The 13,907-nt window shown below is 31.9% G+C and carries 13 protein-coding genes; 8 read left to right on the forward strand and 5 right to left on the reverse strand.

What is annotated here, in order from left to right; all coding sequences use genetic code 11:
• Positions 1-209: 209 nt before the first annotated feature.
• Positions 210-1,493 carry a glycosyltransferase family 2 protein gene (locus GKP30_RS04575; protein ID WP_216828225.1) on the reverse strand — a complete coding sequence of 428 codons (1,284 nt, stop codon included), beginning with the start codon at positions 1,491-1,493 and terminating at the stop codon, positions 210-212.
• A 317-nt stretch (positions 1,494-1,810) separates the two neighbouring features.
• Between GKP30_RS04575 and GKP30_RS04580 the strand changes: the two genes are divergently transcribed.
• The 3 genes from GKP30_RS04580 (at position 1,811) to GKP30_RS04590 (ending at position 3,371) form a co-directional block, all read left to right on the forward strand.
• On the forward strand, positions 1,811-2,143 hold the full coding sequence (locus GKP30_RS04580; protein WP_216828226.1) for a hypothetical protein: 333 nt from the start codon (positions 1,811-1,813) through the stop codon (positions 2,141-2,143).
• 243 nt (positions 2,144-2,386) lie between these two features.
• Entirely contained in the window at positions 2,387-2,701 is a 315-nt protein-coding gene (locus GKP30_RS04585) for a hypothetical protein (protein WP_216828227.1), read from the forward strand.
• Positions 2,702-3,071: 370 nt separating this feature from the next.
• A complete protein-coding gene (locus GKP30_RS04590; protein ID WP_216828228.1) occupies positions 3,072-3,371 on the forward strand; it encodes a hypothetical protein in 300 nt (99 codons plus the stop codon).
• 368 nt (positions 3,372-3,739) lie between these two features.
• On the opposite strand, the gene GKP30_RS04595 is transcribed toward GKP30_RS04590, so the two are convergent.
• Complete coding sequence (locus GKP30_RS04595) at positions 3,740-4,255, reverse strand: hypothetical protein (RefSeq protein WP_216828229.1); 516 nt, start codon at positions 4,253-4,255, stop codon at positions 3,740-3,742.
• 161 nt (positions 4,256-4,416) lie between these two features.
• On the opposite strand from GKP30_RS04595, the gene GKP30_RS04600 reads away from it, so the two are divergent.
• From GKP30_RS04600 to GKP30_RS23720, 5 genes are all read left to right on the forward strand, one after another.
• Positions 4,417-5,544 (forward strand): YheC/YheD family protein, encoded by a 1,128-nt coding sequence (locus GKP30_RS04600; RefSeq protein WP_216828230.1) that lies wholly within the window; start codon positions 4,417-4,419, stop codon positions 5,542-5,544.
• 353 nt (positions 5,545-5,897) lie between these two features.
• Positions 5,898-6,941: a YheC/YheD family endospore coat-associated protein gene (locus GKP30_RS04605; RefSeq protein ID WP_216828231.1), complete on the forward strand. Its 1,044-nt coding sequence runs from the start codon at positions 5,898-5,900 to the stop codon at positions 6,939-6,941.
• A gap of 51 nt (positions 6,942-6,992) precedes the next feature.
• Positions 6,993-7,790, forward strand: coding sequence for a sulfotransferase family 2 domain-containing protein (locus GKP30_RS04610; protein WP_216828232.1), 798 nt, complete (start codon positions 6,993-6,995; stop codon positions 7,788-7,790).
• Positions 7,791-7,885: 95 nt separating this feature from the next.
• Entirely contained in the window at positions 7,886-8,578 is a 693-nt protein-coding gene (locus tag GKP30_RS04615; RefSeq protein WP_236034898.1) for a glycosyltransferase family 2 protein, read from the forward strand.
• Positions 8,579-8,595: 17 nt separating this feature from the next.
• Positions 8,596-9,591: a glycosyltransferase family 4 protein gene (locus tag GKP30_RS23720; RefSeq protein ID WP_216828233.1), complete on the forward strand. Its 996-nt coding sequence runs from the start codon at positions 8,596-8,598 to the stop codon at positions 9,589-9,591.
• 3 nt (positions 9,592-9,594) lie between these two features.
• On the opposite strand, the gene GKP30_RS04625 is transcribed toward GKP30_RS23720, so the two are convergent.
• The 3 genes from GKP30_RS04625 to GKP30_RS04635 form a co-directional block, all read right to left on the reverse strand.
• On the reverse strand, positions 9,595-10,965 hold the full coding sequence (locus GKP30_RS04625) for a GMC oxidoreductase (protein ID WP_216828234.1): 1,371 nt from the start codon (positions 10,963-10,965) through the stop codon (positions 9,595-9,597).
• A 30-nt stretch (positions 10,966-10,995) separates the two neighbouring features.
• Positions 10,996-12,198, reverse strand: coding sequence for a glycosyltransferase family 2 protein (locus GKP30_RS04630; RefSeq protein WP_216828235.1), 1,203 nt, complete (start codon positions 12,196-12,198; stop codon positions 10,996-10,998).
• A gap of 299 nt (positions 12,199-12,497) precedes the next feature.
• Positions 12,498-13,886 (reverse strand): adenine nucleotide alpha hydrolase family protein, encoded by a 1,389-nt coding sequence (locus GKP30_RS04635; protein WP_216828236.1) that lies wholly within the window; start codon positions 13,884-13,886, stop codon positions 12,498-12,500.
• Between the last annotated feature and the right edge of the window lie 21 nt (positions 13,887-13,907).

Here is a 13,907-nt window from a genome sequence, read left to right on the forward strand (position 1 = left end):
CACCTTCTTAGAACAACATTTTTAATACTGCTATACTATGTGAGCGCCTTTTCAAACGTTTGTATAATTGCCTATGATGAAAATTAAGGTAAGAGTTTAGTGAAGGGTCTGCACTTTAGTAGGCAAAGGCAATATATAGTTTTGAAAACAAGCACAGGTTTCCATACCTTTGTATATATTAGGCGATGGCAGACCCTTTAGAAGCATCCTCATTTTTTTAAATGATTCCATGTTATTAGTGGGCCCTGTTTAAAATAATCTAATTCGTGTTGATGAAGCTTAACAATATCGTTCATAGAATACTTTAACCTATTAATACACTTGTAATATATTGGGTACAAACAATTATTTTCGCTAATATAAAACTTTCCCTTACATGTAAATAATGCTCCATCTGGTAATTTTGTATGTGACATAATTTTCATTCCTAGAGGTGGCCCATCTGGTAATCTTTGTATTACTACTGGGTCAAGAAGGACAATATCACTATGCTTAAAATGATATCTTTTCATCGCTTGAGCATTAACAATCATTCTTTTCTTACCGTTCTGGATATAATAAATATTGGGAGAATTAGAACTTTTTATAAGAAGTTGATTCGGTATTTTACCATTTTTTAAAATAGTATCATCAATAGGTGATCCTAGTGGGTATTTAAATACAAATGGGTCCGGGATTTTTATTATTTTACCTTTTTTATATTTTAACTTGTCAAACATACCTTCCGTGATTTTTCTTCTTTTTTGCTTATCTACTAAATATACATCTGGGGATAACCCCTTAATTATCACTCCATCTGGTATTTTTTCAGGGATATACAAATTCAGCGTCTGAAACGAATAAGGAGTTTTATAACTGATATCCAATGTTTTTTCGAGGGGATGAAATAAATAAAATTCATTTAAACGAGCCCAAGCTACTGCATCTGCATTATGCCAATGTTTAGGGTCATCATCCCAATAATTATTGTACTTTTCTTTGACTACTTCCATCGCTTTTCGTGTATGCATGACCGAACAATGATCGACTAGGTTCGCTGCCTTTCGCAAAACTCCTTTCGTTTGCCTAGTACTTTGAAAGATGAGGGTATGATTTTCATTTAACTTTCGCGTAATCTGCTTCGAATAAACGATATGAATATCAGGATGAGTATCTAAATACTCTGACATTACTTCTAACCGTTCAGGCAAATATTCACTATCATCCGTTAAATAAGAAAGGTACTTCCCTGTCGATAATGAAATAGCTTCGTTAATTAGCGTTGCATATCGGGTTGTTTTATAACGGTCTCCATCTTTTATCTCACTATTATAATAGTGAATTCTTTGATCATTAAGATACGATTTAATGATCTTTGTCGTCTTTAAATTAGAATTATCATTCATTATGAGTAATTCCCAATCTTGGAATGTTTGGTTAATTACACTTTCGATCGCCTTGCCGACTGTTTCTGGTTTATTATAACAAGTTAATATTATCGTAACTTTTGGCATGACTGTTCCTCCTTTCTATTTAAAGATTGTTGGTTTCACAGTCATTTTAGCAACTCGCTATATGGACAAGAAACATAATTATTATCTGACTCGTGTTAATTTTCCTAACACCTTTATTATTATATTCGCTATTACTCTGACATGTTTCTATGCTTTTTATATGTAATATAAAAATGTACATATACAATGAATAGTTACCCCAGGCACATTTTCTCCAATCAACATAAACTACTAATATATTGTAACAATTAATTAAAAGGGAAATGTTACTTTAACTAGTTACTTTCCAAAATTAAAGAATGAAGGGAGAGACTTAAATGGGAAATGGTCCACTATCTTGTGAAGAGTGTGTTCAACAGTTTCTTACATCCTATATTGATATAAGCGACGACAATACTCTAGACGATGACGAAAAATTATCTGCAATTAATAATGCCGTTGTCGACTTATCATTATGTGTTTTCGGCATAGCTTCAGTTGGTATACAACAAGAACCTGTAAATGGATGTGAATTGTGTGTTGACACTTTTCTAAATTCTTATTTTGCAATAGATGATAACCTAAGTGAAGAAGCTAAATTAGCAGATATTGGCACACTAGTAAATATATTAGATGGATGTGTATTTCCAATAGTAGCACCACCTGAGTAACCCTTAAAAACTATTAGACTAGTAGGTTTAGTCGAAGCCATTATAACTTAGGCTTCGACTCTTACTTATTTTAAAAATGTAACCACAATACTAAATCTAAAATTCAACTAATTCATTGAATAGATCGTCCAAGCAGTTTAACTCCCTATACATAGTCTATTATTGAGATGAAAAACTCTCATACAAAAGCAACTTTTTTACAAGTTGTTTCCCTTAAGATAAATAAGAAAGGAGGGAATTAATATGGGATTACAACCATTAACTTGTCAAGAGTGTGTAGACCAGTTCTTAACAACCTACCAAAATATAAGAAATTCTGGTGATAGTGCTTCTTCACAATTAAACCAAATTAGTAGTGCAATTGACAATTTACAATTCTGTGTATTTGGTGGAAATGGTCCAGTAAACGAACAGCAACTCATCGGATGTGAACAGTGTGTTCACCTTTTTATCACTGCCGCTAGAGCTACAATCGCTGCACCTTTTGTACCAGCGGATTTAAAACTAGCTGCGCTTGATGGCCAGAGAAATTTATTATTCCGATGTGTATTTGATTAGAACTAACAATTAAGCTATAAGCTACAAAAAAGTAGAAGACAACTTTGTTTGTCTTCTACTTTTTTTATGAAATAGTGAATAAATTTCCCGACTAATTAAAAGAATGTAAATTTCTAAGAAGAATTACCTAAATAATTCTTAAATCTAATACATTTAGTTTAAGTCATTTATTATTTGGGGGAATTGACTATTTTTTAGTTTAAGTATATAACAAGAATACTAAATCTAAAATTCAACTAATTCATTGAATAAATCATCCAAACAGTTTAACTCCTTATACATACTCTATTATTGAGATGAAAAGCTCTCCTTAAAAGAGCAACTTTTTACAAGTTGTTTCCCTAAATAAAATAAGAAAGGGGTATTCAATATGGGAGTACAACCAAATCAATGTGAGCAATGTGTTAGTCAGTTTTTAATTGCAATTCGCAATTTACCATCTACCAATAGACTTGCAGCAGCTTTAGAAGCTTATAACGAATTATTACGATGTGTATTTGGTACCACTCAAGGCCCATTTTTTCCCCAAAATGCATGTCAACAGTGTGTTGCAGATTTCGCAGCGGTTGTTGAAGGTTCAGCAGGACAGGGACCTATACAAAGAATACAAACGATTCTGGATGCAGTAGAGGTTTTACGACAATGTGTTTTTGGAACACCACCAGTTTAATATTATTTTAAGTACTTCTAAACAGCTTGCTGAAGACAACTTTGTTTGTCTTCAGCTTTTTTTATGAAACAGAGTCACTAATCTAAACTCTTACTACTCTCAACGTAGATCTTAATATATCATGAGAGGACCGATAAAAATACCAACTTTACTCAACCGATTATTTGGGCAAGTAGCATAAGAATTTTTACTCTTCATAATAATAAAAGATTTAATTCTATAGTGGATACTTGACCTTTGGACAATGAGAGTTTCACAACAAAATGAGGTATAATCGGATAAGAGATTATACCTCTTTTTGTATTCATTGGGGCGTTTTCATGAAAAGTTAAATTTTTGCCAAAAGTTAAACTAATTCTATAGATACATTACCCTTTTGCAACACAACAAACGCCACAAATACAATTTTCACAAGATTCCACTCTACGAGGCATACCGCCACCTTCCCAGCTTAGATCTACAGGACACAGTTTGTACATTGGGCCATCTGGCAGTTGAAACGTAATAAGAGCTTCATTTGTTGCATCGTTCTCTTCTTCTACACACGCTCTTGACTTTAGGACAAAATCGAGTCCTTCACCTGGATCTTGTTGTCGTTCAAATTTAAGCGTTCCATTCTCAATTTCTACAACAGCAAAAACTGGATCACCAAACTCCTCTCCATCTAAAAAGTATTGTATAGTAGCTAACATTTGATGCCCTGCGAATATATCTGGAGGGCATAAAAAACCTACATTAAAATTACTTAGGTCAGGTTGAGTTGAATTAACACACTCTGACAAAGTCCCTCTAACACGATATGCTAATACGTTTTGATCAAGATCGCCTTCCCACTCAAATGTATAGTAAGCGTTTCCAGGCGATGTTACTAAATCACATGCCATATCAAAATTCATCCTTTCTACACTAAGATTTTTTCTACACTAATATCATATTCTTTGAAAGGGATAAATGCTTATGTACTCGTCTATTTGCTTAAGTTAGGTCAATTGGAAAAAGCAATCTCAAACATTCCACATATGATAACGTAAAGGATGTGATAATAATGCCAGAGGAAAAGCTTCAGAAGCCAATATTAGGAGTATGTATCGGCCGAAAAGAAAATGAAAAACGGTTACTTTTTCAACGGTTGATTAAAAGTAGATTACTTAAACATAATAACCTTCCATTTAATACTATCATTGTCTTCACCATGGATCAGTTAAACCTAATCGATTTAACAGTCTCTGGAGAGTGCCTTTTTTTGTGTGAACAAAAAGTAAAATCGAAGAAGGGAACTTATCCATTCCCCGATGTAATTTATATTCAGAGTGAACTTCAATATGAGGAAATAAAACCAATTGAAAAAATCATACCTGGTAAAGTGTTTAATAATCATTTCTACAATAAATATGAGTGTATCTCGATCTTATCTAAAAACAAAAGACTAATGAGGTATTTACCAGAAACTGAATTGCTAAAAAATCAAGAGAATCTTCTAGCCTCTTTAAATAGATTTAATGAAGTATTTTTAAAACCAATTAATGGTCATAGTGGAAAAGGGATATTTTTTATAAAGTTGTTGGGAAGTGGAAAGGTAAGCTGTGTTAGTAAAAGACAAGAATTAATGTTCGAAAGTTTTAACGACTTTTCTAGTTGGTTTTTTGAAAGATACCAACAGAGTAATTACATGATACAGCGAGCAATCAATACAGCCAAATGGAAAGGTATGGCCACAGATGTAAGGTTAAACATGAATAAAAATAGTCATGGCTTATGGGAAGTGAGTTTTCTTGTTGGAAGGCTTGCGCTGAATCAAATATTTGTCTCTGCTGGAAATCGAGGTAATATTACTATTCACTTAAATCAAATGCTCAAGCAATTATTTCCTAATAGAAATAGGCATAAGATCAATAGTTTAATTGTTGAATTAGGATATAATATTTGCCAGACGTTCGACAAAACAAAGTATCATATGGGTGACCTGGGGATAGATTTAGGTATAGATCAAAACGGAAATTTATGGATATTTGAAGTGAATCACCTGCCCTATCCGTTTCATAATTTACAGGATCAGTCAATGACATTGCCTCTAGACTATGCATATTATTTAACACAAAAATCAAAGGGATTAAAACCATTAATATCGAATATAAAAAACATTTTTAATAGAAAAAACGAAGAACGTCAATAAATGAATAAATTGTTAACAACCTTTTTTATAGATAAGAAGCTAGCAAAGTTCCTATTTACGGATAGCATATAAAAGGCGGTAATCTAGTCTTCGATAACAAAGCTAAAATAGGTGGGATCTGATTTATTTATAATGAAATGTAACCCAGATCACAAAATATCCCACTTGAATTTAAATTAAATAAGTTATACGAATTACCACATTAAACCCCTAACACTTAATTGACAGAAAGGTCTTTATGAAGACAAATTTGTTTGTCTTCAGCTTTTTTATGAAACAGTGCCAATCAACCATACACTTACTCCTCTAATGCATACCATATTATAGTTTATTATTATATTAGGAGAGAAACGATGGAGAAATACAATTTCACTCAACCGATTATAGGAATTTGTGTATCAGACCAGAAAGTATCACTACGTACTTTAGTAAAAGAAAGAATTAATTGTTTTGATGGTAAAGCTACTTTTGTCATATTTTATCTTTCTGACTTAGATTTCAATAGTTTAAGTGTAAGAGGGAAGTATTTGGAAGATAAAGAAGGCGAATGGAAAGAAGGTACCTTACCTTTTCCTGATGTGATCTACCTTCAAAGTCGTGTTGACCTCAAAATTGTGAAGAAGATGGAAAATGTTATCGGACGAAAAGTATTTAATACTTTTACACTCGATAAATTTACCGAGGCAAAACTACTTGAAGAGCATAAAATATTACAAAGGCACCTCCCTTACTCACAAAAGCTTGAAAGTGAATCGCAATTACAAACACTTTTGACGACCTATAAGAACATTTTTTTAAAACCCATTTTTGGAGCAAGTAGTAAAGGCGTTATTCGTGTTACATTGCATCCAACAGAAAATATCGAAGTTCACTATGGAACTGGAAGAAGAATGCGAGTTAACAACTTCAGTTCTATACGTAAATTTTGGAAGTGGTTAATGCCTAGGTTATCTAAAAATACTTATCTTATGCAACAAGGTATTCAAACGATGAAGTGGAATGGGAAAGCGACAGATATACGGCTTAACTTGAATAGAAATAAATGCGGTATATGGGAAGTTTCAGCTTTATTATTCAGAATTGCTTCAAATAACAGTCATTTAATTCCTGGACCAACTGCTATTATTCCTATTAATAATTTAACCAACTTAAAATACGATATAAAAAAAGTTGAGGAAATGGAAAGGTCTATAAAAGAGCTAGGCTACAAAATTTGTCATGCATTAGATTTATCAGGACATCATATGGCTGATTTAGGACTGGATCTCGGAATGGACGAAAGTGGACATTTGTGGATATTTGAAGTAAATTCTCTTCCCCACCCAATCCGTATAAAAGATGATCATTCACTAACTCTTCCCCTAGATTATGCTTTTTACTTAGCTTCAAAAGAATAACCTTTATACTTTCCAATCACTTTTATTGGTAGAAAAGAAAGGAGCGATATGATGAAAGAAGATGGTCAAACTTTGAAAAAGTTAATAAATTTTAGAACACCACTCTACAATAAAGACTTCCCTTTAATTCTATTTTGGAGCCAGAAAAGTGGGTGTACTTCATTAGTCAAATGGTTCTTTTCTCAAAATGGTTTATTAAAGAAGGCACTTGAATATCACCCATGGATCCATAAGTACGAAAATAATGTATATAAAAAGCAATTAAATTACAAAAAAGAAATTATGGAGCAAATAATGACTTCAAAAAAAGATACATTTAAACTAGTCCGTAATCCTTATAAAAGGGCTGTTAGTTCGTATTTATTTTATTCTAATCATTTAAATAAAGGGAGTCGTTATTCACAAATACAAAATGAAAAAATTATGGAAGCTCTTTTTACAAATAATAATAGTAATAATAATATATCGTTCAAACAATTCTTACATTATATTCAAAAGGTAGGCGCTACAAATGTAGAAAGTCACTTTGCTCAGCAATATATTGATGGTGAAGAATTTTTTATCAATAATTATATCTACTTAGAAAATTTTAATAAACAGATATTAGAAATCGAAGAAAAATACGGTCTTCTAAAAACACCCCTCTCACAAATCACTGACTCACACCATCACTATTCAAAACGAATGAAACACGATGGAAATTATGCTGATATGATACCTGATAAAGAGTTCTGGAAAAAAAACTTACCAACCTACGACAGTTTTTATGATAATGAAACAATTGACTTAGTAAAAGAAATATTTAAAAAGGATTTTAAGGTATATAAATATAATACAGATTTTTTATAACCCTAATCTAGCAATAATAAACTTAAGAACCAAAATATGAAATAAACGCAATAAGAGGAAACAATAATGCTTCTCGATGTCTGGAGGAAAAGAAGATGATTAAAAATGTATCAATTCTGATTCCCTTTCAACCTGACAATGGGCAAAGAGATTTGAATTTTAAGTGGATTACCGATTTTTATAAAACAACTATGCCTGAAGCAGAGTTATGTATTCATATAACTAATGATAAACTTTTTAATAAAAGCAAAGCCATTAATTCAGCTGCTAAAAAAGCTACAAGAGATATATTCGTAATTGCTGATGCCGATATGATAATTTCACCTTCAAGTATTTTGGAATCAATACGCTTACTGCGTTTTCACAAATGGATCATCCCTTTTAAAAATATCCACTATTTATCTATGAATACATCTAATCAATTATTAAAAACAGTGCCAAACTGGCCACCTAACTTAGAAAATGAAAATAGTAACTACTTACTATTTAAATATGGTCCTAAAGCTATATCTGGAGGAATTAATATTATTTCAAGGACTAATTTTAACCTAGTAGGTGGATTTGATGAACGTTTTGCGGGGTGGGGTGGTGAAGACAACGCATTTTGTTATGCCGTTAATACTTTATGTGGACCATTAAAACGGCTTAATCACGACATCTACCATCTGTGGCATCCCCGCATCGGATGGGAAAGGAGTCCTAATGCAAAAAATAACCGAAATCTTCTTAATTTATATAGAAAAGCAAATGGAAATAAGAGCGAAATGATGGAACTAATAAATTCTTAAAGATATGGAGGGATTTTGTGAAAAAAATTAAACTGCTATTTGCTAGCCACGATTATAAATTTATGAAAGAAATCATCGAATTCTTTAAGGATAACCTTATTTTTGATATAAAATTTGATACTTGGGATAGCTTTAAAAAGCATAACGAAAAAAAGAGTCGTGATTACTTAAATTGGGCTGATGTTATTGTAGCTGAGTGGTGCTTAGGAAATGCTGTCTGGTATTCAAAAAACAAACTTCCCCATCAAAAATTATTTGTTCGACTTCACCGTTTCGAGACATCTACAGAGTACTTAAAAAAGTTGGAAATAAAAAACATTAATAAATTAATCTTTGTCGGTCCTCACTATCAAAGAGTTGTAGAAGAAATTATTAATATACCAACAGAAAAAAAAAGAGTCATATATAATACAGTTGATGTCAATAAATTTAAGAAAAGTAAATCAAATCACTCTTTTTTTAATATCGGTATGTTAGGTTATCATACAAAAAGAAAAAGGCCCGATAAAGCACTTGATATTTTTGAACAACTAAGAAAGGTTGATAACCGTTATACTTTATATTTTAAAGGTCAGCATCCTTCAAAAGTAAAATGGGTTTGGAATAAAGACCATCAGCGTAATTATTATGAAGTACTCTTCGATCGAATAAAAACTTCACCATATAAAGACTCGATTATTTTTGATCAGTGGGACACAGCTGTTCATAAATGGTTTAAAAAAATAGGGGTCATTTTATCCACTAGTGATGACGAAAGTTTCCACCTGGCTGTTGCTGAAGGAATGGCATCAGGAAGTATTCCTATGATTACTGGATGGGATGGTGCTGATAAGATATATCCTAAGGAATTTATAAAAAAAGATGTGCAAGAAATAGTGAAAACCATTCAATACTTACAAAAAAATCCCTATGTTTATAAGGCAAAGCAGAAAAAAGTAATCGAGTATTGTAAGAACCATTTTGATATTAATAAAACTGGTGAACAGTGGTTAGAGATAATCTTAAAATCTTAAAGATTATCTCTTATTTTTTTCATATATATTAACAAAATGATCTACATTACGCATCGCTAATGCGACCGTAGTAAGAACGGGATTAGCCGCACCAGTAGAAGGTAAGATACTATTATCAGCTATATATAATCCTGAAATACCATAAACTTTTCCAAAAGGATTGGTAACTGATGTTGATGGGTTAAGCCCCATTCTACAAGTACTCGATTCGTGGTAATCGTCACCTGGAGGTTTGAGACTAATGCTAAAGGCACTTTCTTCTTTCGAAATTGATTTGTCTAAAGCGCTAACAATCTCTTCTATTGTCTTTTTCATTTGATTAATAATGTTATAGTCTTGTGGACTATAGGAAAAATCAACTTTAATTTTCGAAATCCCCCATTCATCTGTATGTTGTGGATCAATATAAACTCTATTCTCTATTCTGGGCTCTACTTTTCCAAAGCCAGTAATTGAAATAAATCGATTGGATATAAATAGTTGGAGTTGATAAGGGCGAGTAGTTGTTTGAGGTATTAAGAGGCGAGTTTGGAATGGTTTAGCAGCTTTATGGTTACATCTAATTTGTGCTGCAACAGATGAATGATTAGTAAGGTAGCGACCTATAGCATTTCCATTAATACAAGATTGTAGTAGAATCCGAGGGGTTTCTAATGCTCCAGTCGCTAGAATAATGTTTTTTGACCTTATAACAACAGTTTTATCATCTACAGTCATAACTTGTACGCCTATGGTTTGATTATCATCAATCAGTACTTTTACTACTCTAGAATTTATGGCTATATCAAATTTCTTTTGTAAATAGGCTTCATTTAATAATATTAGTGAGCTATAATGTTTGAAAAAATTCTTTTGTACATTAAGAACAGCCCTGGGAGTGTTCCGAACTTCATCTATACCTAAATTTTGAAGGGTCAAATGGGAGTCAGTGGACATAAAAGCATCTCTTGTAACATGAAGTTTTTTTTCAGCTATTTGATAATAAGTATCCATCTCTTTTATAGAAATAGGCCAATTAGTAAACTCACTGTTATGGAACCTTGGACTAACCGTTGACCAGAATAATGTTCTTCCACCTAAAGCAAAAAGTTGCCTTGAACCTGAAAATTGCAAAAAACCTTCTCCATATGGTTTAGCAATATTTTGAAAGTGTTTTTTTTCCCTACCATTCTTTACATCTTTCACATGAGCTGGAAGGATTATATCACCTGCCTCAATAACTCCAATTTGTTTATTCCTATTTTTCCATTTTTGACATAACCTCCATATAGAAGCACCACCACCAGCTCCTGTTCCAATAATTAACATATCATACTTTTTCTTTTCCATTTCATGTACTGAAGTAAAAGTAAATAAAAAATTTGTTTTGTCCATAATTTCCTCCAAGTTGATTTAACTTAATAACTAAAGACTAGTTAAATAATCGAATAATTTAACTATCTTCCTTAGACCCATGAATTCCAATTTATCTCGCTCCAACAAAAGGTTCTTATTTGCGGTTTTAGCAAATTTAGTTTTTTGTAAAAGATTAGTGATACGTAATTCATTAGCTTTCAATAAGGCAACTTGTTTTAACATCGAAATAATTACTTCTTTAAACACCATAAATTGATCATTTGGGAGAGCATAATATTCTGTAACGATATCATTCATAAGGTGATATTTATTTTTAATTCTAACTAATTTTATTGATAATATAAATATTTCAATAAAAGGATGTTTTTGTTGAAACTTAAGTAAATTCTTTGCTAACTCATTTTGCCTTTCTGTACTGATTTGGTGCTCTTGATGAGAAACCCGTACATTATTAGCTAATACAAATTCAGCTCCTAATTTATATAACCTAAACGCTAACTCATAGTCTTCAAGTCCCCAACCTATGAACGTTTCGTCAAAACCTCCGACCAACTCTATCAACGATTTCCGTAAAGATAGATTCATTGTTATGCAACCCATCCAAGGTATCCTAGCGTGCTTTTCAACACAATCAACGATCTGTTCAAAATTTCTTGCTCGTAACGAAAATGACTTTAGTAAGGGGGCATGTATATCTGCTTCAAACAACAATTGAGTGGGTTGTTTTATATTCATTATCATATTGTTAAAGTTCGTTTTAACCTGTTGATTATTCGGCAACCTTTGTTGTATTCTTTTTTTTACATCTGAATCTCTTTTGGTTAGTAAACAAACCTCTTTAACTTGTTTTTTATTAAATTGAGGTAGTAAACAAGAGTAAACCTTATTATAATAACGTCCTATGCAGACTGCAGAATTATTTATCTGGTGTTGTTTATAATGCTCACTGACAAAATTAGGTTCTACTATTACTTCTGCATCAAGAAATATTAAAATGCTTCCCTTTGCCAATCTTACTCCTAAATTTCTAGTTTTAGCTCTCCCTAAATTCCTTTTATTCTTAATATACTTATAACAATATGGTGGATTATAATTTTTTAAACTACTCGTTTGATCAGATGAATTATCATCAATTAATATCACTTCCATTTTTGACATTTCAAATTCTTGCTTCTCTAAAGAAATTAAAGAGAGGTGATTAAGAGGATAACGGTTATACGTTGGGATTATAATTGTTATTTCTATACTCAAAAATACCACCCACAATCCTTGATATTATTAAAGCCAAAAGTATAATAATCAATACGGGCTGCTCACCTACGTCAATTTCTTTAAGTTTTCTGGATTTCATTAATTAACTTTTATTTTCTCTTTGTTATATCCGTTCATGATAATTTTCAGGATGACACAAAATGCATTTTAGATACTTATTGTCCCTGCTATGCCTCCCCACATGCAGGATAACTTTTTCTACTTCTTATTCTCCTTTTTTATTAACTTTATAGTCCACCATTTATTAAAGGATGTTAAGATCCTTCACACAATATTATCTAAACTCTATTAAAAGGGTATTTTAATAGGCTAGGTGACATAAGTTGCATTAAGTCAACAATATGTTTTTTAGCTTTTCTTTTTTGATCAGAAATACTTAATAACACAGAAAGATAATAAGTACAGTTCGTAATATGCAGGCTATTATACCCAGCTAAGTCAATTCCTTGTTCTATGGAGCTTAACCAACCTGCAATTCTTTGTTCAATAAATAACCTTTCACGCCAATCTAATTGATTTTGAGGGTTAGCTAACATCCATGATGCAAATTCAAAAATCCCCTTTTGATGAGCTTGGGAATTTTGATTAAATTTAAATACATTTAGGATTAATTGAGTTATTTCCTGTGGAGAATTAGGTAACTTTTCTGGGAACTTTCTATAATAATTACATTTCCCTACCGAATTTACTCCTCCTCTTAATATAAAAGCTGGTTTTGGGAGGCTCCCCCACTGCCCGTGTGCAAAATATGATCTATCAATATCTACACAATGTTTGGCCGTGTGAGAATCAAATAAATTACTAATTTCATTTGAGAAGTTTTTTCTTTTTATTAATTGGTGCTCAATCCCAACTAATTTGGACAGAAGAGGTGGATATTTTAGATCAGCTTTAGAAATAGAGGGTTTATCATAAGTATATGATTTTGCTTCTAAACCTGTATAATGGAGTGCAGATAATAACAACCGTGAATCATACCCGCCGGATAACGCGATCCATATCGGTTCATTTACCTTTGCAATATTGCGTAGAATAGTAGAAAGACATTCTTTTAATATAAATATTTTTTCTTCATATTTTAAATTTGGTGAGATTGGAAATAAGAGTGAACGTGGAGTAATTAATTCTTTATTATTTGAAAAATTTAATATCTGACTCGGTAAAAGTCGATTTATATTTCTAAACTTAGATTGCGGTGGAGGGAACCAATCCATGCCTCTAGCATGTTCAATATAAGAACTACTTTCAATTATGGGTGATGGGTTTGAAACTTCATTTATTAGAGCTGCACTACTTGATATAATGAGTTCTTTCGCTTTACCTTTGTTAATAATTTGATAATAACAACCTAACAAACCACACGCATCCATATGAAGTGAATCGTTGCCAACTAATACCCACCTTCCAGACCAACTGGTATATGCTTTTGATACATTTTTTGTTTGAGAAAATTGAATTTCGCTTTTAGGGTCGGCTCGTTCTGCAACAGACTGGTAAGCTAACCCTATTAGAAACCAAGAGCACTCATTAGCATCTTTAGTAAGAAGAACGGGTAGATCTTTACAATGAGATAAATAGTACTTTGATGTTATTTTTTTATAAGACCAATTCTTGTTTAATAAATATGGTTTAGGTCCAATAATAAATTGTCGTTGGTGAAGTAACATTTTTTCTCTCCTTTTACTACT

The organism is Alkalihalobacterium elongatum, assembly GCF_019024285.1.
In the GTDB taxonomy this organism is placed as follows: domain Bacteria; phylum Bacillota; class Bacilli; order Bacillales; family Bacillaceae_F; genus Alkalihalobacterium; species Alkalihalobacterium elongatum.

What these genes read in the sequence shown, in the direction of transcription:
- GKP30_RS04580 (WP_216828226.1), top strand. Translation starts at nt 1,811, where the DNA reads ATGGGAAATGGTCCACTATCTTGTGAAGAGTGTGTTCAACAGTTTCTT.
- GKP30_RS04600 (WP_216828230.1), top strand. Translation starts at nt 4,417, where the DNA reads ATGCCAGAGGAAAAGCTTCAGAAGCCAATATTAGGAGTATGTATCGGC.
- GKP30_RS04595 (WP_216828229.1), bottom strand. Translation starts at nt 4,255, where the DNA reads ATGGCATGTGATTTAGTAACATCGCCTGGAAACGCTTACTATACATTT.
- GKP30_RS04635 (WP_216828236.1), bottom strand. Translation starts at nt 13,886, where the DNA reads ATGTTACTTCACCAACGACAATTTATTATTGGACCTAAACCATATTTA.
- GKP30_RS04610 (WP_216828232.1), top strand. Translation starts at nt 6,993, where the DNA reads ATGAAAGAAGATGGTCAAACTTTGAAAAAGTTAATAAATTTTAGAACA.
- GKP30_RS04585 (WP_216828227.1), top strand. Translation starts at nt 2,387, where the DNA reads ATGGGATTACAACCATTAACTTGTCAAGAGTGTGTAGACCAGTTCTTA.
- GKP30_RS04605 (WP_216828231.1), top strand. Translation starts at nt 5,898, where the DNA reads ATGGAGAAATACAATTTCACTCAACCGATTATAGGAATTTGTGTATCA.
- GKP30_RS04615 (WP_236034898.1), top strand. Translation starts at nt 7,886, where the DNA reads ATGATTAAAAATGTATCAATTCTGATTCCCTTTCAACCTGACAATGGG.
- GKP30_RS04575 (WP_216828225.1), bottom strand. Translation starts at nt 1,493, where the DNA reads ATGCCAAAAGTTACGATAATATTAACTTGTTATAATAAACCAGAAACA.
- GKP30_RS04590 (WP_216828228.1), top strand. Translation starts at nt 3,072, where the DNA reads ATGGGAGTACAACCAAATCAATGTGAGCAATGTGTTAGTCAGTTTTTA.
- GKP30_RS04625 (WP_216828234.1), bottom strand. Translation starts at nt 10,965, where the DNA reads ATGGACAAAACAAATTTTTTATTTACTTTTACTTCAGTACATGAAATG.